Origin of the sequence: Nocardia implantans, assembly GCF_035544775.1 — a bacterium.
GTDB lineage: Bacteria > Actinomycetota > Actinomycetes > Mycobacteriales > Mycobacteriaceae > Nocardia > Nocardia implantans.
Map to the genome: position 1 here is coordinate 281,029 of NZ_JAYKYQ010000008.1, position 24,576 is coordinate 305,604.

General features: G+C 69.3%; 22 protein-coding genes. 6 read left to right on the forward strand and 16 right to left on the reverse strand.

Features of this window, described 5'->3' with window-relative positions:
- Positions 1–91: 91 nt before the first annotated feature.
- Positions 92–298 carry a DUF3073 domain-containing protein gene (locus tag U3653_RS20470; RefSeq protein WP_067795154.1) on the forward strand — a complete coding sequence of 69 codons (207 nt, stop codon included), beginning with the start codon at positions 92–94 and terminating at the stop codon, positions 296–298.
- 148 nt (positions 299–446) lie between these two features.
- Here U3653_RS20470 and purM read toward each other — a convergent pair whose 3' ends face one another.
- The 7 genes from purM to purF all read right to left on the reverse strand — a co-directional run bounded on the left by purM (position 447) and on the right by purF (position 9,369).
- The gene (gene purM, locus U3653_RS20475; RefSeq protein WP_195044398.1) at positions 447–1,523 is read right to left on the reverse strand and encodes a phosphoribosylformylglycinamidine cyclo-ligase; all 1,077 of its coding nucleotides are present in this window, start codon (positions 1,521–1,523) and stop codon (positions 447–449) included.
- Between the two features lie 130 nt (positions 1,524–1,653).
- Positions 1,654–3,342, reverse strand: a complete 1,689-nt coding sequence (locus tag U3653_RS20480) for an ABC transporter ATP-binding protein (protein ID WP_195078167.1) — start codon at positions 3,340–3,342, stop codon at positions 1,654–1,656.
- The gene (locus tag U3653_RS20485; protein WP_195078166.1) at positions 3,335–4,333 is read right to left on the reverse strand and encodes an ABC transporter permease; all 999 of its coding nucleotides are present in this window, start codon (positions 4,331–4,333) and stop codon (positions 3,335–3,337) included. The genes U3653_RS20480 and U3653_RS20485 overlap by 8 nt, the downstream gene beginning before the upstream one ends.
- Entirely contained in the window at positions 4,333–5,388 is a 1,056-nt protein-coding gene (locus tag U3653_RS20490; protein ID WP_195078416.1) for an ABC transporter permease, read from the reverse strand. The genes U3653_RS20485 and U3653_RS20490 overlap by 1 nt, the downstream gene beginning before the upstream one ends.
- A 68-nt stretch (positions 5,389–5,456) precedes the next feature.
- Entirely contained in the window at positions 5,457–7,022 is a 1,566-nt protein-coding gene (locus U3653_RS20495) for an ABC transporter substrate-binding protein (RefSeq protein WP_397071208.1), read from the reverse strand.
- Positions 7,023–7,328: 306 nt separating this feature from the next.
- Positions 7,329–7,715 (reverse strand): hypothetical protein, encoded by a 387-nt coding sequence (locus U3653_RS20500; RefSeq protein WP_195078164.1) that lies wholly within the window; start codon positions 7,713–7,715, stop codon positions 7,329–7,331.
- 64 nt (positions 7,716–7,779) lie between these two features.
- Positions 7,780–9,369 (reverse strand): amidophosphoribosyltransferase, encoded by a 1,590-nt coding sequence (gene purF / locus U3653_RS20505; RefSeq protein WP_195078163.1) that lies wholly within the window; start codon positions 9,367–9,369, stop codon positions 7,780–7,782.
- Between the two features lie 215 nt (positions 9,370–9,584).
- Between purF and U3653_RS20510 the strand changes: the two genes are divergently transcribed.
- Positions 9,585–10,853, forward strand: coding sequence for a YhgE/Pip domain-containing protein (locus U3653_RS20510; protein ID WP_195078415.1), 1,269 nt, complete (start codon positions 9,585–9,587; stop codon positions 10,851–10,853).
- A gap of 312 nt (positions 10,854–11,165) precedes the next feature.
- Here U3653_RS20510 and U3653_RS20515 read toward each other — a convergent pair whose 3' ends face one another.
- From U3653_RS20515 to U3653_RS20525, 3 genes are all read right to left on the reverse strand, one after another.
- Complete coding sequence (locus U3653_RS20515; protein ID WP_195078162.1) at positions 11,166–11,555, reverse strand: sterol carrier family protein; 390 nt, start codon at positions 11,553–11,555, stop codon at positions 11,166–11,168.
- 79 nt (positions 11,556–11,634) lie between these two features.
- Entirely contained in the window at positions 11,635–12,168 is a 534-nt protein-coding gene (locus tag U3653_RS20520) for a CPBP family intramembrane glutamic endopeptidase (protein ID WP_323124123.1), read from the reverse strand.
- A 176-nt stretch (positions 12,169–12,344) separates the two neighbouring features.
- A complete protein-coding gene (locus tag U3653_RS20525; protein ID WP_195078160.1) occupies positions 12,345–14,078 on the reverse strand; it encodes an alpha/beta hydrolase in 1,734 nt (577 codons plus the stop codon).
- 185 nt (positions 14,079–14,263) lie between these two features.
- Here U3653_RS20525 and U3653_RS20530 point away from each other — a divergent pair, with 185 nt between their 5' ends.
- On the forward strand, positions 14,264–14,554 hold the full coding sequence (locus U3653_RS20530; RefSeq protein ID WP_195078159.1) for a YiaA/YiaB family inner membrane protein: 291 nt from the start codon (positions 14,264–14,266) through the stop codon (positions 14,552–14,554).
- Between the two features lie 61 nt (positions 14,555–14,615).
- Here U3653_RS20530 and purL read toward each other — a convergent pair whose 3' ends face one another.
- Complete coding sequence (purL, locus tag U3653_RS20535) at positions 14,616–16,910, reverse strand: phosphoribosylformylglycinamidine synthase subunit PurL (RefSeq protein ID WP_195078158.1); 2,295 nt, start codon at positions 16,908–16,910, stop codon at positions 14,616–14,618.
- 170 nt (positions 16,911–17,080) lie between these two features.
- Here purL and U3653_RS20540 point away from each other — a divergent pair, with 170 nt between their 5' ends.
- The gene (locus tag U3653_RS20540) at positions 17,081–18,394 is read left to right on the forward strand and encodes a glycosyltransferase 87 family protein (protein ID WP_323124122.1); all 1,314 of its coding nucleotides are present in this window, start codon (positions 17,081–17,083) and stop codon (positions 18,392–18,394) included.
- On the opposite strand, the gene U3653_RS20545 is transcribed toward U3653_RS20540, so the two are convergent.
- Both U3653_RS20545 and U3653_RS20550 read right to left on the reverse strand, forming a co-directional pair.
- The gene (locus tag U3653_RS20545) at positions 18,343–19,641 is read right to left on the reverse strand and encodes a M18 family aminopeptidase (protein WP_195078156.1); all 1,299 of its coding nucleotides are present in this window, start codon (positions 19,639–19,641) and stop codon (positions 18,343–18,345) included. The two genes, U3653_RS20540 and U3653_RS20545, sit on opposite strands and share 52 nt — an antisense overlap.
- Positions 19,642–19,867: 226 nt before the next feature.
- Positions 19,868–20,392: a MarR family winged helix-turn-helix transcriptional regulator gene (locus U3653_RS20550; RefSeq protein WP_323124121.1), complete on the reverse strand. Its 525-nt coding sequence runs from the start codon at positions 20,390–20,392 to the stop codon at positions 19,868–19,870.
- On the opposite strand from U3653_RS20550, the gene U3653_RS20555 reads away from it, so the two are divergent.
- Entirely contained in the window at positions 20,391–21,425 is a 1,035-nt protein-coding gene (locus tag U3653_RS20555) for a substrate-binding domain-containing protein (RefSeq protein WP_323124120.1), read from the forward strand. The two genes, U3653_RS20550 and U3653_RS20555, sit on opposite strands and share 2 nt — an antisense overlap.
- A 16-nt stretch (positions 21,426–21,441) precedes the next feature.
- Here U3653_RS20555 and purQ read toward each other — a convergent pair whose 3' ends face one another.
- Entirely contained in the window at positions 21,442–22,119 is a 678-nt protein-coding gene (gene purQ, locus U3653_RS20560; RefSeq protein ID WP_195078154.1) for a phosphoribosylformylglycinamidine synthase subunit PurQ, read from the reverse strand.
- Positions 22,116–22,352, reverse strand: a complete 237-nt coding sequence (gene purS, locus U3653_RS20565; RefSeq protein WP_195078153.1) for a phosphoribosylformylglycinamidine synthase subunit PurS — start codon at positions 22,350–22,352, stop codon at positions 22,116–22,118. Before purS ends, purQ begins: the two co-directional genes overlap by 4 nt.
- A 130-nt stretch (positions 22,353–22,482) precedes the next feature.
- Between purS and U3653_RS20570 the strand changes: the two genes are divergently transcribed.
- Positions 22,483–23,127, forward strand: coding sequence for an MBL fold metallo-hydrolase (locus U3653_RS20570; RefSeq protein WP_195078152.1), 645 nt, complete (start codon positions 22,483–22,485; stop codon positions 23,125–23,127).
- A gap of 2 nt (positions 23,128–23,129) precedes the next feature.
- Here U3653_RS20570 and U3653_RS20575 read toward each other — a convergent pair whose 3' ends face one another.
- Positions 23,130–24,485: a dipeptidase gene (locus U3653_RS20575; protein WP_195078151.1), complete on the reverse strand. Its 1,356-nt coding sequence runs from the start codon at positions 24,483–24,485 to the stop codon at positions 23,130–23,132.
- Positions 24,486–24,576: the final 91 nt, after the last annotated feature.

Here is a 24,576-nt window from a genome sequence, read left to right on the forward strand (position 1 = left end):
CACGCTAAAGTGTCTGTCAGGAAGAGTATTAATTCGAACGGGGCCGCCACCAAACCCCAGGCCGCCCCGCTGTGACGCGAGGGGGTCAGCCATGGGCCGTGGCCGGGCTAAGGCAAAGCAGACCAAGGTCGCACGCGAGCTGAAGTACAGCTCGCCCACGACCGACTTCGCGAGCCTTCAGCGCGAGCTTTCGGGAAGCCCCAACTCCCAGCGGGGTGGTGTGCTGTCCGATGAGCACGACGCGGACGACTCCTTGTCCCGCTGGGACGAGGACGACTACGACGACTGGCGCCGCTGACTCGGATTTACGCCGAAGGGGGAGGCCGACGGGCCTCCCCCTTCGGGCGTTGTCGCGGGTTGACGTCCCTGGCGCCGAAAAGGCTTGCAAGACACCGGAGTCCCGCATCGAACGCGGATGCGGGACTCTGACGTGTCTTCGCCGTGGATCAGAACCGCGGATGCTCACCGACCAGGACGGCGCGCACCGCGTCGGCGTCCTTGGCCTTCTTGACCGTGCCCAGCGTCCAGCACTCGATGTGCCGCGCGGTCAGCACCGCCAGCGCCCGGTCCACGTCCTCCGGAGCGACGACGGCGACCATGCCGACGCCCATGTTGAACGTCTTCTCCATCTCGGGCCGCTCCACCCGGCCGCGCTGGGCGATCATCTTGAACACCGGCGCCGGATTCCAGGTGCCGCGGTCCAGCTCGGCCACCATGCCCGCGGGCAGCACCCGGGCTAGGTTCGCCGCCAGGCCACCGCCGGTGACATGGGCGAAGGTGCGCACATCGGTCTCGGCGATCAGCGCGAGGCAGTCCTTGGCGTAGATCCTGGTCGGCTCGAGCAGTTCCTCGCCCAGGGTGCGGCCGAATTCCTCGACGTGTCCGGTGAGCGACATGCGGTCGATCTCCAGCAACACCTTGCGGGCCAGGCTGTAGCCGTTGGAGTGCAGTCCGGAAGACCCCATGGCGATCACCACGTCGCCGGGACGGACCCGGTCCGGCCCGAGCACCGCGTCGGCCTCGACCACGCCGACGCCGGTGGCGGACAGGTCGTAGTCGTCCGGGTCCATCAGCCCCGGATGCTCGGCGGTCTCGCCGCCGAGCAGCGCGCACCCGGCGCGCACACAACCCTCGGCGATGCCGGAGACGAGTTCGGCGACCTTCTCCGGGACCACCTTGCCGATGGCGATGTAGTCCTGGAGGAACAGCGGCTCCGCGCCGCAGACCACGAGGTCGTCCACCACCATGGCGACCAGGTCGAGGCCGACGGTGTCGTGTTTGTCCATCGCCTGCGCCACCGCGATCTTGGTGCCGACGCCGTCGGTGGAGGCCGCCAGCAACGGTTCACGGTAGCCGCCCTTGAGCGCGAACAGCCCGGCGAAGCCGCCGAGGCCGCCTTGGACCTCGGGCCGGGTCGCCTTCTTCGCCAATGGTCCGAACAACTCGACTGCGCGGTCACCTGCCTCGATGTCCACGCCTGCCGCGGCGTACGAAGCACCACCACTGGGGGTCTGTTCAGTCATTTTCGGGGAAAGCTCCAAACCGAATCGGCGGATAGATGCCTGCTCACGCTACCGGAGCCGGATAACGACCCCGCACCGGTGTTGGCTCGCCCTCTTGACAATAGGGCAGAGCCAACCGTAAAGCGGGCGATCAGTCCGTCTCGTCGCCGTAGAGCCGCGCCGCTCGTGCCCGGCGGCGGCGTTGCCGCACCGGATCCGGTACCGGCACCGCGGCGACCAGGCGGCGGGTGTAGTCCTCCTGCGGGGCGCGCAGAATGCGATTCCGATCGCCCTCTTCGACCACAGCGCCGTCGCGCAGGACCGTGATCCGGTCGGCGAGCTGGTCCACCACCGCCAAGTCGTGGCTGATGAACAGGCAGGCCCAGCCGCATTCGCGTTGCAGCTCACCGAACAGTTCCAGCACCGCCGCCTGCACCGAGACGTCCAGGGCGCTGGTCGGTTCGTCGGCGACCAGCAGGTCGGGGTCGAGGATCAGGGCGCGGGCCAGGCTGGCGCGCTGACGCTGACCGCCGGACAACTCGTGCGGGTAGCGGCGTTCGGCGCCCGCGGGCAACCGCACGTCGTCGAGCAGCCTGCGCACCCGGGCGCGGATCTCCGCCGCGCTTCCCGCCTTGTGCACCAGCAGCGGTTCGGCCACGCACTCCCCCACGGTGAGCCGGGGGTTCAGCGAACTGGCCGGGTCCTGGAAGACGAACCCGAAACGTCGCCGGATCGGCCGCAGCCTGCGCGGGGACAGCCCCACGATGTCCTGCCCGCGCACCCGCACCGTCCCGGAGGTCGGCCGTTGCAGCGCCGCGACGCAGCGGCCGATGGTGGACTTGCCCGATCCGGACTCACCGACCAGGCCGAGCGTCTCGCCGGGACCGATGCGCAGGCTCACCCCGTCGACGGCGCGCAAACGCGGCCGGCCGAACGGCCCGGGGAATTCGACCACGAGATCACGGACCTCGAGCACCGGGTCGCCTTCCGACCCGGCGGATCCGGACGGTCCGTGCGCGATCTGCTCGCTGCCCAGGTGAGGTACCGCGGCCAGCAGGGTGCGGGTGTAATCGGCCGTGGGACGGGCGAACAGCTCGTCCACCGGCGCCTGTTCGACCACCGCGCCGTCGCGCATCACCACCACGCGGTCTGCGATGTCGGCGACCACGCCCATGTTGTGGGTGATCAGCACGATCGCGCTGCCTATCCGGTCGCGCAGGTCTCGTAGCAGCGCCAGGATCTCGGCCTGCACCGTGACGTCCAGCGCCGTGGTCGGTTCGTCGGCGATGATCACCTTCGGCTCGCAGGCGATGGCGATGGCGATCATCACGCGTTGTTTCTGCCCGCCGGACAGCTGATGCGGGTAGTAGTCCACCCGGTGCTCCGGATCGGGCAGCCCGACCAGCCGCAGCAACTCCACCGCCCGCGCCTTGGCGGCCTTCTTGGACAGATCGGTGTGGGCGCGCAGCGCCTCCCCGATCTGGAAACCGACGGTGAACAGCGGGTCGAGGGCCGAGCCGGGCTCCTGGAACACCATCGAGACCGCGCCGCCGCGCAATGCGGTGAGCTGCTGATCGTTCATCGCGGTGACCTGCTCGGCTCCCAGGGTGACCAGGCCGCGCACCGTGGCCGTCTCCGGCAGCAATCCCATCGCCGTGCGCGAGCTCACGGACTTGCCCGAACCGGACTCCCCGACAATGGCCAGCACTTCGCCGGGATAGACCTCGTAGGAGACGTCGGTGACGGCGTGCACCGGCCCCGCGTCGGTGGCGAAGGTGACCGACAACGACTCGACGGACAGGGCGGGACGGCCCCGGTCCACGGCGGATGACTCAGGCATCGGTCGCGTCCTTCCTGCCGTCCGGACCGGCCGCGACCGCCGCCGCACGACGGGTGCGCAGGACCGGATTCAGCACTTCGTTGAGACTCTCGCCGACCAAGGTCATGCCGAGCACGACGAGCACGATGGCGACACCGGGAAAGACGCCGGTCCACCAGATGCCGTTGGACACGTCCGGCAGCGCTTTGTTCAGGTCGAAACCCCACTCCGCGGCCTGGGTCGGCTCGATGCCGAAACCGAGGAAGCCCAGGCCGGCCAGGGTGAGGATGGCCTCTGACCCGTTGAGCGTGATGATCACCGGCAGCGATTGGGTGACATTGGCCAGGATGTGCCGGAACAGGATGCGCGTGGTCGACGCGCCGGTCACCCGCGCCGCGTCGACGTACGGCTCCTGCTTCACGGCCACGGTCGCGTTACGCACCACCCGGAAGTACTGCGGGACGAAGACCGCCGTGATCGCCACCGCCGCGGACAGCACACCGCCCAAGCTGGTCGAGCGACCGCCCGCGACCACGATGGACACCACGATCGCGAGCAGCAGCGTCGGGAAGGCGTACATCGCGTCCATGAACAGCACGAGCAATCGGTCCGGCCACCGGCCGACATAGCCGGACAGCAGGCCGAGCGGCACCCCGATCACCAGCGAGAGCACCAGCGAGATCGCGATCACCCACAAGGCGGTCCGCGCGCCGTAGACCACCCGGGAGAACACGTCTTCCCCGCGCACCGAGGTGCCGAACCAATGCTCGGCCGACGGCGCCTGCTGGCGCACGAAATCGACGCCGTCGGAGGCGCTCTGGGCGAATCCGTACGGCGCGATCAACGGAGCGAAGAGTGCGGCCACGACGAACAGACCGACCAGGGCGAGCCCGAGGACCAGCGTCGCACGCTGCAAACCGGCGGTCATCGCGAACAGCCGCAGGCCCGGCACACCCCGGCGCGCCGCGGGCGGGGGGACGAAAGGTTCGTTCAGCAATTCCGGAGCGGTCATCAGAACCTCACCCTCGGATCGATCAGCGCCACCAGCACGTCGACCAGGAAGCTCATCACCGCCACGATGAGCGCGATGAACGCGACGATGCCCTGCACGGCGATGAAGTCGCGCGCCGACAGGTACTGCGCGAACTGGTAGCCGAGGCCCTTCCACTCGAACGTGGTCTCGGTGAGCACCGAGGCGCCGAGCATCATGGCGATCTGCATGCCCATCACCGTGACGATCGGGATGAGCGCGTTGCGGAAGGCGTGCCGCCCGGTCACCACTCGGCGGGACAGCCCACGGGCCCGCGCCGCGTCCACGTAGTCGGCGCGGAGGGTCTGGATCAGGTTGATCCGCACCAGCCGCAGGAAGATGCCCGCGGTGAGCAAGCCGAGCGCGATGGCGGGCAGCACGGCGTGTTTCAGCACGTCGATCAGATATCCGGCGTCGCCGTAGAGCATCGCGTCGATCACCATGATGTTGGTCTTCGGCGAGACATGCTGCAGTCGCAGCTCCACATTGGTGCTGGCCCGGCCCGCCACCGGCAGCCAGCCCAAGCGCACCGCGAACACCAGCTTCAGCAGCAGGCCGACGAAGAACACCGGTGCGGCGTAGAACAAGATGGCCAGCAACCGCAGTGTCGTATCGGCGGGTGAATCCCGCCGGGTGGCGGCGTATCTGCCCAGCGGGACGCCGATCGCGAACGCGACGACCAGCGCCCAGCACACCAGCTCCAGCGAGGCGGCGCCGTAGGTGACCACCACCTCGCTGATTTCCCGGTTGTCCTGGGAGCGGCCGAGATCCCCGTGCAGGAGCCCGGACAGGTAGTCCCCGTACTGGGTCAGGATCGGCCGGTTCAGCCCGGCCGCCTCCTTGCGCGCCTCGATCTGTTCCTGGGTCATGCGTCCGCCCATCGCCGCGCTGATCGGATCGCCGACCACGCGCATCAGGAAGAACACGACCGTGACCAGGATCAACGCGGTCACCGGTATCAGCAGCAGGCGGACGCCGAGGTAGCGCAGCAACGCGCTGTGGCGAGAATCGCCGCCGCCCTTGCCGGTTCGCCGCAGGCCGGAGGACCGGGCCGGAACCGAGGCCGGTGCGGTGTCCGCCTCCGGTCCGGCCGTGTCGGCGGAACTCACTTGCTCAGCACCGTGTAGCGGAACTTGAACGACGCGTCGAGCGTCTGCTCCACGCCGTGCACGCCGGTGGCGGAGACCGCGATCTGCTTGCCGGACAGCAGCGGGACGATCGGCAGGAAGTTCTGCGCGAGGTCACGCTGCACCTGCTGGATCTGCGCGAGCCGCTTGTCCTTGTCGGGCTGGGTCGCCTGGGCGATCAGCTGGGCGGAGATGCCCGGGTCCTCGAAATGCGACTGCAGGAAGTTGTTCGGGCCGAAGAACGGGGAGAGGTAGTTGTCCGGGTCCGGGAAGTCGGGGAACCAGCCGAACTGGAACAGCGGGTAGCCGTCGCGGGCGCGTTCGCGCTGGTAGGTGACCCATTCGGTGGATTGCAAGTTGACCTTGAACAAACCCGTGGCGTCCAGCTGCGACTTGATCGCCGCGTATTCCTCGGAGCTGCTGGAACCGTAGTGGTCGGGGTTGTACTGGAGATTCAGTTCGACCGGCGTCGCGACTCCGGCATCGGCGAGGAACTTCGCCGCCTGGTCCTTGTTCGGCCCGGCGCCGTAGATGTCCTTGAACGGCTCGGCCGCGCCCGGCATGCCTTGCGGCACTGAGGAATACGCGGGCAGGTAGGTCTTCTTGTAGACGCCGTCCGCGAGCGCCGCGCGGTCGACGGTGGCCGCGACGGCCTTCCGAACGGCCAGTTTCTGCGCGGGCGTGCCACCCGGCATGGTGTTCAGATTGAACACGATGTAGCGCAGTTCACCGCCGGGGCCTTCGTGCACGGCGACTTTGCCGTCGTCGCGCAGCGACTCGATGTCGGTGGGCGTGAACGACCGGTATCCGACGTCGAGCGAGCCGTTCTGCAGGTCGAGTTTCATGTTGTCGGCGGTGGCGTAGTACTTCGTGGACACCGTCTCGGTCTTCGGCTTGCCGAGGATGCCGTTGTAGTCGGCGAAAGCCCGATACTCGACCAGCTTGTTCTTGTCGTAACTGGCGATGGTGTACGGGCCGGAGTAACCCTTGGCCTGCACCACGTCCTCGTCCGGCATCACCTTGTCCGGCGCGTACACCTTCTCGTCGACGATCGGCCCCGCCTGGGTGGGCAGGATCGCGGGGAAGGTCTGGTCGTTGGGCACCTTCAACGTGAACGCGACGGTGCGCGCGTCCACCACGTCGGTCTTCTCCAGGTTGCCCAGCAGCGACGCGGGACCGTTCGGGTCGTTGATCCGCACCATGCGATCGAAGGAGAATTTCACGCTGGTCGCGGTCAGCGGGTTGCCGTTGGCGAACTTCAAGCCGTCCTTCAACGTGCAGGTGTACACCGTGGGCGCGGTGAACTCGCATTTCTGGGCCGCGTCCGGTTTCGGCGTCGCGTCGCCGGGCGCGAAATTGAGCAGATACTGATAGATCTGCGTCTCGGCGACCAGCGACCCGTTGTCGTAGGCGGCCGCGGGATCGAGCGAGAAGATCTTGTCGGTGGTGCCCGCGACCAAGCCGTCACCGCCATCGCCGGTTCGCCCGGAACCGCAGCCCGCCAGTACCGACCCGGCCAATCCCAGCAAGCCGACGGCCGCGATGGCTCGCGTCCCGATCCGTCGCCCCAACCTCGAATTCCTCATCACGGCCCCACTTCTCGAGCGCCGCACCGCGTTGCAGGCCGGGTGCGGACACGGGTGAACTTCCGATCTGATCGGCACCGTACCTACGAAGCATTTTCGGCACGTTACGTTTCCGAAGAAAATTCGCGGCGCTCTCAGCAGGTGTTATGCGCAGCGACTACGACCAGCGCGGAAAATCGGTCGTACGTCCAGAATTGCCGGTCGCCGCATCGCGTGATGTCTCGAGCAGGCCACATCACTACGCGCGACAGCGAACGGGACGGGTCATGGGACGCCGACTCCCAACTGCCCTATCGGCGCCCCCATCGCCCCTGTCCGCGGACACGACCACACCGCCACCCCGCCGCTCACGCCCGCCGCCAGCGGATGAGTGTTCGGATGCGTCGGGCACACCGGCCACACCGGCGACTCGCCCGCCGTCCACAATGCCTCCACCGCCCACTCGTGCGCCTTGTCGGCGAGGTATGCCACCTGCTCCGCGTAGTCGTCGCCGACCAGCGGTCCGATCCCGGCGCCGCTACCGTCCGGTTCGTAGAACATCACCCAGTCCACGCCCTGATGCGTCTCCTGGACCACGATGGGCTGGACAGCGCAGGTAGCGGCCAGATCCCGGCGCACAGGCTCCAGCGCGGCGGCGTACGTCGGGTCCATGCGCTCATTGTGCGGCACGCCGTGAGCGAGTTCGGCTACGCGGATGCCGAGCGGCGTCCCGCGATCACGGACGGCTCAGCGCGCTCGCATTCGCGTTGTCGCCGAGCAGCTCGGCCTCGGTCTGGCCGGTGAGCATGCCCTCGAGCACGTTCTTGCCGATCGCGGCCTCGGTGGGCAGCGGGATCGGGTAATTGCCGTCGAAGCACGCGGCGCACAGTCGCGAGCGCGGCTGCTCGGTCGCGGCGATCATGCCGTCGAGCGAGATGTAGCCGAGGGTGTCGGCGCCGATCGACCGGCGCACGCCCTCGACCATGTCCGCGACGTCGCCCTCGGTGCCGGCGCCGTTGGCGATCAGCTCCGCCCGCGAGGCGAAGTCGATGCCGTAGAAGCAGGGCCACTTCACCGGCGGCGAGGCGATCCGCACATGGATCTCCAGCGCGCCCGCCTCGCGCAGCATGCGGATCAGCGCGCGCTGGGTGTTGCCGCGCACGATCGAGTCGTCCACCACGATCAGGCGCTTGCCGCGGATGACCTCGCGCAGCGGATTGAGCTTGAGCCGGATGCCCAGCTGCCGGATGGTCTGGCTGGGCTGGATGAACGTGCGGCCGACGTAGGCGTTCTTCATCAGGCCCTGGCCGTAGGGCACGCCCGAGCCCTGCGCGTAGCCGACCGCGGCCGGGGTGCCGGATTCGGGGACCGGGATCACCAGGTCGGCGTCGACCGGGTGTTCCTTCGCCAGGCGACGGCCGATCTCCACGCGGGTGGCGTGCACCGACCGGCCCGCGATGGTGCTGTCCGGCCGGGCCAGGTACACGTACTCGAAGACGCAGCCCTTGGGCTCCGGGTTGGCGAAGCGCATCGAGCGCACGCCGTCGGCGTCGATCGCCAGCAATTCGCCGGGTTCGATCTCGCGGACGAAGGCGGCGCCGACGATGTCCAGCGCGGCGGTCTCACTGGCAACGACCCAGCCACGCTCCAGCCTGCCCAGGCACAGCGGGCGCACGCCGTGCGGGTCGCGCGCGGCGTACAGGGTGTGCTCGTCCATGAAGGTCAGGCAGAACGCCCCCTTCAGGGTGGGCAGCAATTCCATCGCGGCCTGCTCGATGCTGGAATCGGCGGCGGCGTGCGCGAGCAGCGCGGTGACCACGTCGGAGTCGGAGGTCGCCGCGGCCGGCTGCGGGCGCCCGCCCCGGACCGAGGCGAGCAGGCCGAGTTCGCGTGCGCGGCCGGCCAATTCGGCGGTGTTGACCAGATTGCCGTTGTGCCCCAAGGCGAGTCCGGAGCCCACCGCGGTGGTGCGGAAGATGGGCTGGGCGTTCTCCCAGGTCACCCCGCCCGTGGTGGAGTAACGACAGTGACCGACGGCGATGTGACCCGGCATGGCCGCCAGCGTCTGCTCGTCGAACACCTGGCTGACCAGACCGAGGTCTTTGAAGACGAGGATCTGCGAGCCGTCCGACACCGCGATGCCCGCTGCCTCCTGTCCACGGTGTTGCAGGGCATAGAGCCCGTAATACGTGAGTTTCGCCACTTCTTCGCTCGGCGCCCAGACGCCGAACACTCCGCACTCCTCGCGCGGCTCGTTCTCGTCGACGTCCGGGGCGGGACAGGAGGTGGCGGAAATGCTCTGGACCGGCAGTTCGGCGTTGGTCACCGTTTGCTCCCTGTTCGGGCGGGCTGGGGGCAGATTTCATTCTACGGACGCCGCCCGGGTGCCCGCGCACCGCCGCGCATCCGAACAGCAATCCGAGGTGCCCGGAAGCGGGCCGCCGCAGCGCCCCGGCTGTTACGGTGCGGACCGTGACGACCACGGACGACGCGAGCACGACGGAGCCTGGCGCGGCGCCGGCGCGCAGGCCATGGCCCCGGATGGTGCTGTTTCCGCTCGCGGTGCTGAGCCTGCTCACCGCGCTGCTCGGGATCATGTACCTCGACTATGTCGTGGATCCGGAGCAGAACCTGCACGATTTCCCGATCGCCCTGGTGAATCAGGATGTGGGCGACATCATCGGTAGCGGGAGCGCCGAGCAGAAGGTCAACTTCGGCGACCAGATCACCCGGGCCCTGGCCGACGGGGTGCCGTCGGACAAGGTCGACCTGCGCGTACTCAGCATCAACGAGTCCGAGCGGCAGATGCAGTCGGGGCAGGTCTACGGCGCGATCATCATCCCGAGCGATTTCAGCAAGCAACTCGGCAACTTGGGTGTGGGCAGTGTCATACCGGGCGACATCCCGCGGCCGATCATCACGGTGCAGACCAACCCGCGCACCGGCGCGTTCGGCACGCAGATCGTGCTGCGGGTCGGCAACGAGGCGCTGACCGAGGTGAACAAGCAGGTCGGCAAGCAGTTGCTCGATCAGGTGAACGCCCAGCTCGCCCCGCGTCCGGGTGGTCCGCCCGCGCCCGAGCTGTCCGGCGCGACCAGGGTCGCGCTGGCGTCGCCGATCGAGGTGGTGCAGCAGCAGTACCACCCGTTGCCGCACGGCAGCGGCCAGGGCCTGACCGCGTTCTTCTACGCCCTGTTGCTGCTGCTGGCCGGTGTGGTCGGCGCGATGGTCATCCACACCATGATCGATGCGCAGCTCGGCTTCGTGCCCACCGAGTACGGCCCGTGGTACGTGCACTACCCGCCGACGCCGATCTCGCGGTTCAAGACGCTGCTGATCAAGTGGGGCGTGTTCGTGCTGGCGGCGAACATCGTCGCCGCGGTGTTCCTGATCGTCGGCAAGGTGCTGCACATGCCGATCGGCAATCCGCTGGCCCTGTACCTCTACAGCGCGCTGGCCATGATCGCCGTCGGCGTGACCGGGCTGTCCATGCTGGCGGCGATCGGCTCGGCGGGCCTGCTGGTGAACCTCATCCTGTTCGTCATCCTCGGCTTGCCGTCCTCCGGCGGCACCGTGCCGATCGAGGCGACGCCGCGGTACTTCGGCTGGCTCGCCTCCTTCGAACCCATGCACCAGGTGTTCCTCGGCGTGCGGTCGATCCTGTACTTCGACGCCGATTTCGAGGCCGGACTCACCCGCGGTGTGTGGATGGCGGTTCTCGGGCTGGCGATCGGGCTGATCTTCGGCGCGGCGGTCACCCGCTTCTACGACCGCAAGGGGCTGGAGCGCCGCAACATCGTCCGCGCGTGAACCGTCCGCGGCGGTGATCGAACGCGGCCGGGCGAGGACGTCCGCACGCGACCGTGACGCTGCCGCAACGGGTTACGAGCGGCATGTGACCGCTGCCGTGCCTGCCGCAACGGTTCAAGAGCGCTCGTGGCCGCTACCCTGCCGCAACGGACTGAGAGCGCACGCGGCCGCTGCCGTCAACGTGCCGCGACAAGTTCACGAGCGCTTATGTCCGCTGCCGTGACGCGATTGCCGACAGCGCGAGCGCGACCTGTCCTCGATCGTGGACACGTGGTGGGTCATCGGGCGGCCTGTGCGGTCGCGCGGCGCCGCTCAGCCGACTCGGACGATCGGCAGCCAGTGCGCGATCTCGGCCGCGCGCGTGCCGGACGCGGTGACCGCGCCGGAGGCGAGGGCGTCGTCGAACCCCAGCAGTCCCGTGGCCAGCAGCAGCCAGGTGCGCGGGTCGGTCTCCACGACGTTCGGTGGCGTACCCCTGGTGTGCCGAGGGCCCTCGACGCACTGCACCGCCACGAACGGCGGCACCCGGACCTCGACCGAATGGCCGGGCGCGGAAGCCGCCAGCGAGCGCGCCGTGGTGCGTACCGCCGCCGCGAGTTCCGCCCGCGCGGGCGCGTCGACCGACTCGTCGCGCAACCACTCGCTCACCGCCGCCACCGCCGCCCGCGTCTGCGCGGGATCGACCGTCCCTCGTCCTGCCACGTGCCCGACCCTACTTTCCCCCTGGCGCGACCCACGCGCTGCAGGGTGACGGCATAGGCGAGCCACGACGTCAGGGTGCTCAGCCGCGCCCGAAACCGGGGGTCACTCGATCATCCCCAGCCGTCCCCAGACGGACCCGAGCCATACGAGCGCCGCGCGCCGCGGTTTCGAAACGTCTGGCCAGGCGGGGAGCGATCGCTCCGCCCGCGTTCATGGCGAGGTGCAGTAGGGCCGGTGCAGCAGTACTCCCGGTACGGCGGCGCAGCCAACCGAACACCAGCCCGCCTGCCGTGGTGACGGCCGCGGTGAGGGGAACGCTGTCGCCCACGGCTCGCGCGGGAGCGATGTGCCAGAGTCCGAAAGTCGCCGCACCCACCGATGCACCGGCCGGCGGACCGAGAACACGGTCCAGCAAAGGGTCGAGCGTGCCGCGGAAAACGAGTTCCTCGCTGTAGACGGTTCCGAACGGGATGTGCACCCCCACCCATTCCCTGGTCGACACTTCGGGCCCGCGGTCGGCGAGTTCGGCCATTTGCCATCGCAGCGACGGAACGGCAAGGGCGACAACGTAACCGGCCACGACGCCGGAGGCCGCCAGCAGCCCCCAGCCCACGCCACGCATCGAACAACGGCCCGGGTCGGCTCGCAGTGCGAGCGCGTACACCGTGGCGAAACCGGCATTGGTCGCCGACCGCCCGCGTATGCCGAGACCGAGGCGGGGCAGGACCGCGTTGTTCCAGACTAGCGGAACGGATACGGCCGCAACGACTTTCGCTAGTCGACCGGGACTCACTTCGTCTTCCGCTCGAATTCCTCCGCGGCCTCCACTTCGAGCCGGATCCGTTCGGAACGTTCCGCCGTCCAGTCCGGCGGCGCGGCGATGGCGGCCCAGCCGTCCAGCACCAGGCTCCCGTAGCGGTGCCCGTGCCCGTCGGTGACGCCCTGCGCGTTGGTCAGATCGGCGGCCACCTGCCAGAACGTGACGAACGGCCACCAGCGCATCTGGGAGGAGACATCCGAGCCGCGCGGCTCCGACAGCCAGTCCGGGCGCGAGAAGATCAGATCCGCCGACCACCAGACGATGGGGTCGGACGCGTGTTGCAGATACGCGATGCGCGGCGGCCGCCATTCCGACGAAGGCCGCGCCAGATCGGCGCTGTCGGAGGCGAACCGGACCACCAGCCCGTCGGCGTACAGCGGCTGGACCTCGCGGGAACCGGGATCGCGGCGGGCGACGAACTGCTGCCACAGCCGGTTGGAGTTGGGCGGGCCGACCCACAGCGCGCCGTCGACCTTGGCCCGCAGGTCGGCCAGACCGTCGAACGCCGCCTCGGAACCCTGTGAGCCCAGGCTCTCCCCGTACACCAGTAGTTTGGGCCGCACCTCCGGCGGCCGGGCGGTCCAGTGCCCGTACACCGCGTCGAACAAGTCCCTGCCCGCCGCGGTGGCCTTGTTGCGGTCGGCCAGGAACGACAGCACGCTCGGCAGATACGAGTACTGCGTGGCGACGATCGCCGTGTCGCCGTCGTACATGTACTCGATCGCCCCCGCCGCCAGTGAGTTCACCCAACCGGTCCCGGTGGTGGTGACCACCACGAGCGCCTTCCGGTCGAACGCTCCGGTGCGTTCCAGCTCGGACACCGCCAGCTCGGCCGGCTCCTGATCCCCTTCGACCGACTCCAAGCCGACGTAGGCGCGGATGGGTTCCTTGGCCGGACGGCCGGTGACCGAGGTGATGCGGCTCGCCGTCGGCCCGTGCGAGACGAACCAGCGCCCCTCGAAACCGAGGGTCTCCCATTTGGCCAGCGAGGCCGGGCTGCCGGAGCGCTCCGGCTGCTGCGGCTGCACCGCGTTCACCGAGGTGTGGTCGTTGCGCACGCTGAAGGCCGAGTTGGCGACCGCGAAGAACGCTTGGGTGGCGACACCGTTGAAGATCGTCACCGCCAGCACCACCAGCACCAGGAACCCGGCGGCCGGAGCGAGTTCGCGCGGCACCCGCACCCACCGGTTGAGCAGGCGGGCCAGGAACAGGATGATCTCCCGCACCGTCCGGTAGACCGCGACCGCCGCGGCGCCGACCGTCAAACTGAGCAGACCGGTGCGCAGATAGGCGGGCGTCGTGGTGCCCGCCATGCCCATCAGCGCCGTGATCTCACGCTGCCAGCGCGCCGACTGCACCAGCATCAGCGCGGCGCACAGGGCGGCGGTGAGCAGCACGGCGGACTTGATCGCGTAACGCGCCCACGTCGGCGGCGGTGAGATCTTCAGCCGCGGCCGCACCCACAGCCGGAACAGCCACTCCAGCAAACAGCCGGCGCCGTACCCGATGGCGGCGTTGATCCCGCTGATCAATCCTTGGAACAGCCAGTCGCGCGGCAGCAGCGACGGCGTCACCGACAGTGCGAAGAACACTGTCGCCACCACCAAGCCGACGTAGTTCAGATCGATGACGTCCTCGGCGCGCCGGGTCGCAGCGACCGCGCGCGTGCGCAGCTTTCGCATGGTCCCGGCGGTCTCCAGCATTCGACCAGTATGGCGGTCACCACCGACGGTCCGGCGCGTCGCCCACCGCGACGCGGGCGGGTACGACGCGGATCACACCGCTCGCGGCCCCGTGATCGAACCCTGTCGCGCGGATGGCAACTACCCATTCCGCTCGAGTAGTTGTACGCGGGTGCGCGGGTCGCGCCGTACGGAGACTTTTGGTCATGAGCACTACGACCGCGGGGCAGAAAGCCAGCGCCGCTTACGTCGCGCAGGCCGCGATCGCCTTCGGCATCAGCTTCGTCGGCGTCGGCATCGGGATCTACGCGCTGCCGCTGGACGTCTGGCAGCGCGGATTCCTCGGCATGTCCGTGCTCTTCCTGGTCACCAGCACGTTCACGCTGGCGAAAGTCGTGCGCGACCAGCACGAGGCGGCGACCATTCACGGTCGCATCGATCAGGCGCGGATGGAGAAGCTGCTCTCCGAGCACGATCCGTTCAATTCCGTCGCCTGAGTACGCGCACCTGGGCGGGCCCGGTAACGAGGGGTCCAGGCCCGCCCAGGTGGGCGTTTCGTCAGACGGTTCCCGCGCCGAACAGCCTCGGGAGCGTACCTTCGTGCGCGGCCCGCAACTCGTCCATGGTGATCGAGAACTGGCCCTGCACCTCGACCGAGTCGGAGCCCTGGTCGACCACGCCGATGCGCACCCACGGCAGTTCGCGAGCGGTGCACATGCGGGTGAACCTGGTCTCCTCCGAGCGGGGAACGGCGACGAGCACGCGGCCCGCCGACTCGGAGAACAGCGTGACGAACGGGTCGGCGTCCTCGGGAAGCAGGATGCGGCAACCGGTCTCACCGGCGAGCGCCGCTTCGACGACGGCCTGGGCCAGACCGCCCTCGGACAGGTCGTGCGCGGCGCTGATCATGCCGTCGCGCGAACCGGCGGTCAGCACTTCGGCGAGCAACTGCTCGCGGGCGAAATCGACCTTCGGCGGGACGCCGCCCAGGTGGTCGTGCGCCACCTGCGACCAGATCGACCCGCCGAACTCGTCACGGGTCTCGCCGAGCAGGATCAACGTCTCGCCCGGCTCCAGGCCGATGCCGGTCGGGATGCGACGGTGCACGTCATCGATCACGCCGAGCACGCCGACCACCGGGGTCGGCAGGATCGCGGTCTGGCCGGTCTGGTTGTAGAAGCTGACGTTTCCGCCGGTGACCGGGATGCCGAGCGCGACGCAGCCGTCGGCCAGGCCGCGCACGGCCTGCTGGAACTGCCACATCACGCCCGGGTCCTCCGGCGAACCGAAGTTCAGGCAGTTGGTGACCGCCTTCGGCGTCGCACCGGTGCTGGCCACGTTGCGGTAGGCCTCGGCCAGCGCCAGCTGCGCGCCCGCGTAGGGGTCGAGCTTGGTGTAGCGGCCGGAGGCGTCGGTGGCCAGCGCGATGCCGCGGCCGGTCTCCTCATCGATCCGGATGACGCCCGCGTCGGCCTGATCGGCGAGCACCGTGTTGCCGCGGACGTAGCGGTCGTACTGCTCGGTGATCCACTTGCGGCTGCACAACTGCGGGCTGGAGATCATCTGCAGCAGCGTGGCGCGCAGTTCGTCGGCGGTCTTCGGCCGGGCGAGCCGGTCGGGGGTGTCGGCGATCAGGGCGTCCTGCTCGTCGGGGCGCGCGACCGGGCGCTCGTAGACCGGGCCCTCGTGCGCGACGGTGCGCGGCGGCACGTCGACCACGGTCTCGCCGTGCCAGGTGACCACCAGCCGGTCACCGTCGGTGACCTCGCCGATCACCGTGGCCAGCACGTCCCACTTGCGGCACACGGCCATGAACGCGTCCACGTTCTCCGGGGTGACCACCGCGCACATGCGCTCCTGCGACTCGCTGGAGAGCACCTCGGCGGGCGTCATATTGGCCGCGCGCAGCGGCACCTTGTCCAGCTCGATGCGCATGCCGCCGTCCCCGGCCGCCGCGAGTTCGGAAGTGGCGCAGGACAATCCGGCGCCGCCGAGGTCCTGGATGCCGACCACCAGCTTCGCCGCGTACAGCTCGAGACAGCACTCGATGAGCACCTTCTCGGTGAACGGGTCGCCCACCTGCACCGAGGGCAGCTTCTTGCGGCCGGAGCCGGATTCATCGCCGGAGAAGGTGTCCGAGGCCAGCACCGAGACGCCGCCGATGCCGTCGAGGCCGGTACGCGCGCCGAACAGCACGATCTTGTTGCCGGTGCCGGAGGCGAAGGCCAGATGCAGGTCCTCGACCCGCATGACACCCGCGCACAGCGCGTTCACCAGCGGGTTGCCCTGGTAGGAGGCGTCGAACACGGTCTCGCCGCCGATGTTCGGCAGGCCGAGCGAGTTGCCGTACCCGCCGACGCCGCGCACCACGCCGTCCACCACGCGCCGGGTGTCGGCCGCGTCCGCCGCGCCGAAGCGCAGCTGGTCCATCACCGCGATCGGGCGCGCGCCCATCGCCATGATGTCGCGCACGATGCCGCCGACGCCGGTGGCCGCGCCCTGGTACGGCTCCACGTAGGAGGGGTGGTTGTGGCTTTCCACCTTGAAGGTGACCGCCCAGCCGTCACCGACGTCGACGACGCCCGCGTTCTCGCCGATGCCGGCGAGCATGGACGCGCGCATCTCGTCGGTGGTGGTCTGGCCGAAGTAGCGCAGGTGCACCTTGGAGGACTTGTAGGAGCAGTGTTCGCTCCACATCACCGAGTACATCGCCAGCTCGGCGTCGGTCGGCCTGCGACCGAGGATTTCCTTGATGCGGGCGTACTCGTCGTCTTTGAGGCCGAGTTCTTTGTAGGGTTGCGGCACGTCGGGGTTTGCTGCGGCTGCGCTGACGGTGTCGACCTGCGGAGTCACGGAGTACCAGGGTCCTTTCGGCCGGGCATGGGGGTCGGCAAGCCGGCGGAGCCGGCGGGGTGGGCAAGCTCAGCGAAGCGACGAGCGTGTCACTGGGCGGCGGGCGGAATGCCTGGGTGCAAGTTTAGAGGCACTGGGTACCGGCCATGCGCACCGGCTACTCTGAGCCGGTGAACGAAGGATCGGGGGTCGCGAATCCGGGTGAGAGATCGGTCACCTCGACCGCAGCGCCGACCGGAGGCGGCGGATCGGGGACCACACCCGCTGACGCGTTGCCGAACCCGCGCGCGCCGCAAGTACGCTGGCTGATTGCTGCCATCGCGTTGTTCGCGGTGTCCGCGCTCGTCTCGCTGCTGGCGCACTGGTGGCACGGCTACATCGACCTCCAGGTCTATCGCAACGGCGCCCGGGTCTGGCTGGACGGCGGCGATCTGTACGGCCCGATGCCGCCGGTCGAAGGGATCGGGCTGCCTTTCACCTATCCGCCCCTGGCCGCGTTGTTCTTCGCGCCGCTCGCCCTGATGCCGCTGGTCGCCGCCGAGGTGCTGGTGGTCGTCACCAACGTGGCCAGCCTCGGCATCTCGCTGTGGCTGGTGCTGACTCGCCTGCGGCCCGGGCTGTCGCGTCCGATGCTGCTCACGCTGGTCATCGGCGCGGTCGCGGTGGCGCAGTTCTTCGAACCCGTCCGCCAGACCTTCGGCTTCGGCCAGATCAACCTGGTGCTGATGGCCGCGATCACGCTGGACTGCCTGGTGCGCAAGCCGTTCTGGCCGCGCGGCATGCTGATCGGCATCGCGGTGTCGGTGAAGCTGATCCCGGCCGGGTATCTGCTCTACTTCGTGCTGCGCAAAGACTGGAAAGCCGCGGGTACGCTGGTGCTCTCCGCGATCGCGGCGGTGGGCCTCGGATTCCTGCTGTTCCCCGGCGATTCCGTGGACTACTGGTTCCACACCCTCGCCGACACCGGCCGGATCGGACCTCCGTACTTCGCGGGCAACCAGTCCATCAAAGGCATGGCGTTCCGCCTCGGCGTCGACGACACAGCGGCCACCCTGCTGTGGATCACCCTGTCGGTCCTGGCCGTGGCGCTGGCCGCGGTGTGGATGCGCAGGCTGATCGACGCCGGCGCCACCGTGGCGGCGCTGCTGGTGAATGCCGCCACGGTGCTGCTGGTCTCGCCGGTGTCCTGGTCGCACCACTGGGTGTGGATCGCGCCGGCGATGGTCGTCACCGCTGACCTCATGGTGCGCGGCACGCGCAGCCCTCGGATGATCGGCGTGGTGGCGGTGGCCGCCGTGCTGTTCCTGATCGGTCCGCACTGGCTGCTGCCGCACTCGCACGACCGCGAGCTGGGCTGGGCCTGGTGGCAGCAGATCATCGGAAGCAACTACGTCCTCGCCACTTTCGCCGTGTTCGTCGTGGCGGTGTTCACCTACCGGCCGGTGACTTCCGGCGTGAGGAAGGCCGCCAGCGCGGCGGCGTAGGCGGGAACGTCGAACGCCCCCATCAGTTCGCGCGCCGAATGCATCGCCAGCTGCGGCGCGCCGACGTCGACGGTCGGCATGCCGGTGCGCGCCGCGGTCATCGGCCCGATGGTGGAGCCGCAGGGCAGGTCGGCGCGATGTACATAGCGCTGCAACGGGACCGCGGCCTGCGCGCACGCCAGCGCGAACGCGCCCGCGCCGGTGGCGTCGGTGGCGTAGCGCAGATTCTGGTTGACCTTCAGCACCGGCCCGCCGTTGACCTCGATCCGGTGCGCGGGTTCGTGCCGCTCCGGATAGTTCGGGTGCGTCGCGTGCGCCATGTCGCCGGACGCGCACACCGAACCGGCCAGAGCGGCCAGGTAATCGGCGCGGCCGCCGCCGCGCGCGAGCACGATGCGTTCCAGCACCGCGGGCAACAGATCGGATTGCGCGCCGCGATCGGACTGACTGCCGACCTCCTCGTGGTCGAACATGGCCAGCACCGGGACCGCCGCGCCCGGCTCATCGATCGCGGCGAGAAACGCCTGCAAGCCCGCGAAACAGGTGCCCTGGTTGTCCAGACGCGGCGCGCTGACCAGGTCCTGGTCCCGCCCGATCAGCCTGCTCGGCGTGAGGTCGTGGGTCATCAGCTCCCAGCCGAGCACATCGCCCGGATCGACCTCGGCCCAGTCGGCCACGAAATCGATGAAGGCAGCCGCCTCGTACCCCGCGCCCCACACCGCGTTGACATGCCGCTGCGGATCCAGCGTGACACCCTTGCGGTCCTCGGACAGATGGATGGCCAGTTGCGGCACCCGCAGGATCGGCTCATCGATGCGAACCAGGCGCTCGCGCACCGTGTTTCCGTCCCGCATGCTCAGCCGCCCGGAAACACCCAGCTCCCGGTCGAGCCACGAGTTCAGCCACGCGCCGCCGTAGGGCTCGAGCCCGACCAGCTGCCAGCCCGCCGACGTCAGGTCGGGATGCTGTTTGACCCGCAGGTTGGGACTGTCGGTGTGCGCTCCGACCACGCGGAACGGGGTCGCGCCCTCGGTGTCCCCCGCCGCCCAGGCGACCAGCGAGCCACCACGAACCACGTAATGCCTGCCCGTGCTCTGCGCGGGCCAGGTCTGCGACTCGGCGAGCCGGGTGAACCCCCGCGCGTCCAATTCCGCGGCGACCGTGCGGCAGACGTGGAACGGCGACGGGGACGCATCGATGAACGCGCACAGCCCGGCGGCCGTGGCTGCGGTGGTGGAGACGGGCATGCCTGCGATCCTAGGCAAGCGTGACGTGACCGGCGTGTCCCGGCCGCCGCGCCCGCGCGGCGAATACCGGCCGAACCGGTGTGAACTATGCCGTTACCGCCGCATGGAGATCACCATGAGGCGTCCCCGATTCGACCGCGACATAAGGACAAGAATGGTCTGACATCCGATCACGAATCGGATGTTCGCGGCATTCATCGGACGAATGTCCGGTACGCGAGAGTATTTACTCCGAGGCGATGGAAACCAGGTCGAGCAATCGCATGAGTTCGGTATATCGGCGCGCGCCGATTCGCCCGCGCAACTCCTGCTCGGCGCGCGCTTCCTCCGCGCGCACCTCGGCGACCAGGTCGGCGCCGAGCCTGCTGAGACCGATCAGGATGCGGCGCCGATCGTCCTGGGCGGCGAGCCGGAAGATCAGGCCGCGCTCGGCCAGATAGTCGGCATGCCTGGTGGCCGAGGAGGGCGCGAGCTGCGATTTGGCCGCCAGCTCGGTCATCGTGATGCCCGCGTCGCCACACAGGTTCGACAGCATCGACCACTGATCCGGCGACAGCTGCCTGGCGCACAGCGCCGCGTCCAGGTGCCGTACCCAACCGCGCTCCGCGGCACGCAGCGCGCCATGCAGCGTCGAATTTCCGCTTACAATGGACGTCATTATTTCCCGCCTGCCGTGAATTCCGCTCGAACGAGAAGAAGAGTACCGAATGTCGACGTCGATCGAGAGCCCCGACGGCACGATCGAGGTCATGAACATAGTTCCGCGGCAGGGACCCGGCGGTATCGTCGCACCGTCCTGCGATGCGGCCATATCGCTCGCGGTCGAGGAAATCAACCAGGGCCCGGGAATTCTGGGGCGGGAAATTCGTACTACGAATATCGACGGAGGACGACCGCCGCACCAGGTGGCCGCTGAGGTCTCCGCCCTGCTGGCCACCGGCATGGTGCACGCGATCACCGGCTGGCACACCTCCGCGGTGCGCCGAGCGGTGGCGCGAGCCGGTGCGGGACGGGTGCCGTACCTGTACGCCACCAGCCACGAGGGCATGACCGACGAACTGCCCGGCGTGCTGATGGTCGGCGAGCACCCGGCCGGGCAGACCGTGGCCGCCGTGCACTGGCTCGAACGCGAGTACGGCGTGCGGCGCTGGGCCGTCATCGGCAACGACTACATCTGGCCGCGCCGGTCCGCCCGGGCGATTCGGGCGAGCCTGGCCGATCCGGCCGCGATCGTGCTGGAACGGTATGTCCCGCTGGGGTACGCGGACTTTTCGGACTTTCTCGCTCACCCTGCCCTGGACCTGGCCGACGCGGTGGTGATCCTGATGGTCGGCGCCGACGTCGCCCGCTTCAACCGGCAGTACGCGGCCGGTGGCCGCGACACGGGGCAACTGCGGCTGAGCCCGGCCGCCGACGAGAACGTGTTGCTGGCGGCGGGCGCGGAGGCCAACCACGACTTCTTCGTGGCGTCCAGCTTCTTCCTGGACGAGCGCGTACCCGACGCGCGCGACCGGATGACCCGCTACCGCGCGCGGCACGGCGCGTTCGCCCCCGCGCTGACCAGCTTCAGCAACGCCACCTACGAAGCCATCCACACCCTCGGCGCGCTCGCGCGGACGGTCGGGTCACTGCAAGTGCCGGAGATCCTCGGCGCGCTCGATCACGGCCTGTACCTGGAAACCCCGTCCGGAATCCGGGGTTTCCGAGGCAACCAGGCGATTCAGCACGGCTACGTGGCCCGGGCGAACGGCGTGGACTTCGAGATCATCGACCGCATCAGCTGAATCGGCGCCGGGACGATCAGACCCCTACGAGCGTGTCCAGCACCGAGAGGAACAGGCCGAGCCCGTCGTCGCTGGGACCGGTCAGCGGCTCGGTGGCGTGTTCGGGGTGCGGCATCAGCCCGACGACGCGACCGTTGGCCGACGCGATGCCCGCGATGCCACGCTGCGAGCCGTTCGGGTTGGCGCTCGCGTAGCGGAAGACCACCCGGCCCTCGCCCTCGAGCTGGTCGAGCACCGCCTCCGAGGCCTGATAGCGCCCCTCGCCGGACTTGAGCGGAACGAGGATCTGCGCGCCCGGCTCGAAGCGGGAGGTCCACGCGGTCGACACCGATTCCACGGTGAGCCACTCGTCGCGGCAGATGAAGTGCAGCCCCTCGTTGCGGGTCAGCGCGCCGGGCAGCAACCCGGCCTCGCACAGCACCTGGAAACCGTTGCAGATGCCGAGCACCGGCAGCCCGGAACCCGCCGCGCGCACGACCTCGCCCATCACCGGGGCGAAGCGCGCGATGGCGCCCGCGCGCAGGTAGTCGCCGTAGGAGAAGCCGCCGGGCACGATCACCGCGTCGACGCCCTTCAGGTCGGCGTCGGCATGCCACAGGCTCACCGCCTCGGCGCCTGCCAAGCGCACCGCCCTGGCCGCGTCGATGTCGTCGAGCGTGCCGGGGAACGTGATGACCCCGATGCGCGCGGTCATGAGACGCGAACCACCTTCCACTCCTCGATCACCGTGTTGCACAACAGCGATTCGGCGATCTGCTCGAGCGCCGCGTCGTCGACGCTGTCATCGACGTCGAGTTCGAATCGCTTGCCCTGCCGCACGTCCGAGATGCCCTCGAATCCCAGGCGGGGGAGTGCGCCGACGATGGCCTGCCCCTGCGGATCCAGGATCTCGGCCTTCGGCATCACCTCGACCACGACTCGTGCCACGCGTTGCTCCTCATGTGGTTGGGGGGTTACCTCAGCAGCGTAGTTGTGCTGGTCGCCTGCGTCATCCGCGGGGTCGGCCGAGACCGCGCGCTGTCGCGGAGAACACACCCGGCGTGGCTAGCATGACGGCATGCGCATAGCCCACTTCGGTCATTCCTGCCTTCTCGTCGAGCTGCACGGCAAGAAGATCCTGTTCGATCCGGGCACCTTCTCGCACGGCTTCGAGGGCCTCACCGGCCTGGACGCGATCGCGGTCACCCATCAGCATCCCGATCACATCGACCCGAACCGGATCGAGGCGCTGATCGACGCGAACCCCGGCGCGCGCTTGCTGTCGGACCCACAGACCGCCGAGCAGCGCGGCGAGCGGTGGGAAGCGGTGCACGCGGGCAACGTGCTCACTCTCGGCGATCTCCGCATCACCGGCGGCGGTGGCAGGCACGCCGTCATCCATCCGGAGATCCCCGTGATCGACAACACCGTCTTCCAGTTGGGCACCGCCGAGGACCCGGCACAGCTCGTGCACCCCGGCGACTCGCTGTGGGTGCCGCCGGTGCCGGTGGGCGTGCTCGCCGCTCCGGCCGCCGCGCCCTGGATGCGGGTCAGCGAAGCCGTCGATTACCTGCGCGCGGTGGCTCCGCGTGTCGCGCTGCCCATCCACTACGGCATCATCCGGGATGAGGCGCAGGGCATCTATTTCGGCAGGCTGTCGGAGATGGCCCCGGCCGGAACCGAATTCCGCGTGCTCGGGCCGGAGAGCGACACCGATCTGTAGCGCTACCCGGCGTAGGTGGCGAGGAAGATCGCCTCGGCCAGCGCCATGTGTTCGATCTCCTTCGGATCCACGCTCTCGTTGGGCGCGTGGATCAAGGACTTCGGCTCCTCGACACCCATCAGCATGATCTCCGCGTCCGGGTAGGTGGTGGCGAAGACGTTGCACAGCGGGATCGACCCGCCCTGCCCCTGGGTCGTCGCCGGGCGGCCATAGGACGCGGCGAGCGCCGCTTCCATCGCGGCGCGCGCCGGGCCGCCCGTCGAGGACCGGAAAGGCGCTCCGGCGCCTTCCAGTTCGACGGTCAGCTCGGCACGCCACGGGGTGTGCGCCTCCAGATGCGCGACGAGCGCCCGGTACGCGGCATCCGGGTCGGTGCCCGGCGGGATGCGCAGATTGAGGCGGGCGCGCGCGGTCGCGGGGATCGCGGCGGCCGATCCCACCACCGGAGGGGCATCGATGCCGAGCACCGTCAGCGCAGGCCGGGCCCACAGCATGTCGGCGACGGTGCCGTCGCCGACGAGTTCCACTCCGCGCAGAACGCGCGCGTCGGCGTGGAACTGCTCGCTCGGATACTGGACGCCGGGCCAGACCTGATCGTTCGGCAGCCCGTCGATGGCGGTGTTGCCCCGCTCGTCGCGCAGCGAGGCCAGCAGGCGGATCAGCGCGGCCAGCGCGTCGGGCGCCGGACCGCCGAACATGCCGGAATGCAGAGGGCTGGCGAGGGTTTCGACAGTGACCACCACGTTCACGCCGCCGCGCAACGTCTGGGTCAAGGTCGGCACGCCCGCGGCGAAGTTGCCGCAATCGCCGACCACGATCGCGTCCGCGCGCAGCAGGTCCGGATGGGCCTCGACGAAACGCTCGAGTCCACCGGTGCTCTGCTCCTCGGAGCCCTCCGCGACGACGGTGACGCCAAGCGGCAGGTCCGGGCCCAGCGCCCGCAACGCCGTCAGGTGCATGACGATGTTGCCCTTGCAGTCGGCGCTGCCGCGTCCGTACCAGCGCCCGTCGCGCTCGGTCAGTTCCCACGGCAGGGTGCGCCACGCCGCCTCGTCCATCGGAGGCTGCACGTCATAGTGACAGTAGAGCAACACCGTGGGCGCGCCGGCGGGGGCGGGCCGGGACGCCACGACCGCCTTGGTGCCGTCCGGCGTTTCGTGCAGGCCGACCGTGGTGAGTCCGGCGGCGGCGAACGCGTCGGCCACCCACTGCGCCGCCATGTCGCACTCCTCGATCGGATACTGCCGCGGATCGGCCACCGACCGGAACGAAACCAGCTGTGCCAAATCGGTTTTCGCCTGTTCCATCAATCCGGCCACCGCACCGCGCAATTCCGCCACCCGCACATCCTCCGCCATTCCCCCACCCTATCCCCGGCCCTCGGGCACAGTTCGCACCGCCGGGCGGGTGTCCACGCGGAAGCGCGTAGTGCGTCGAATGGCGGAATGG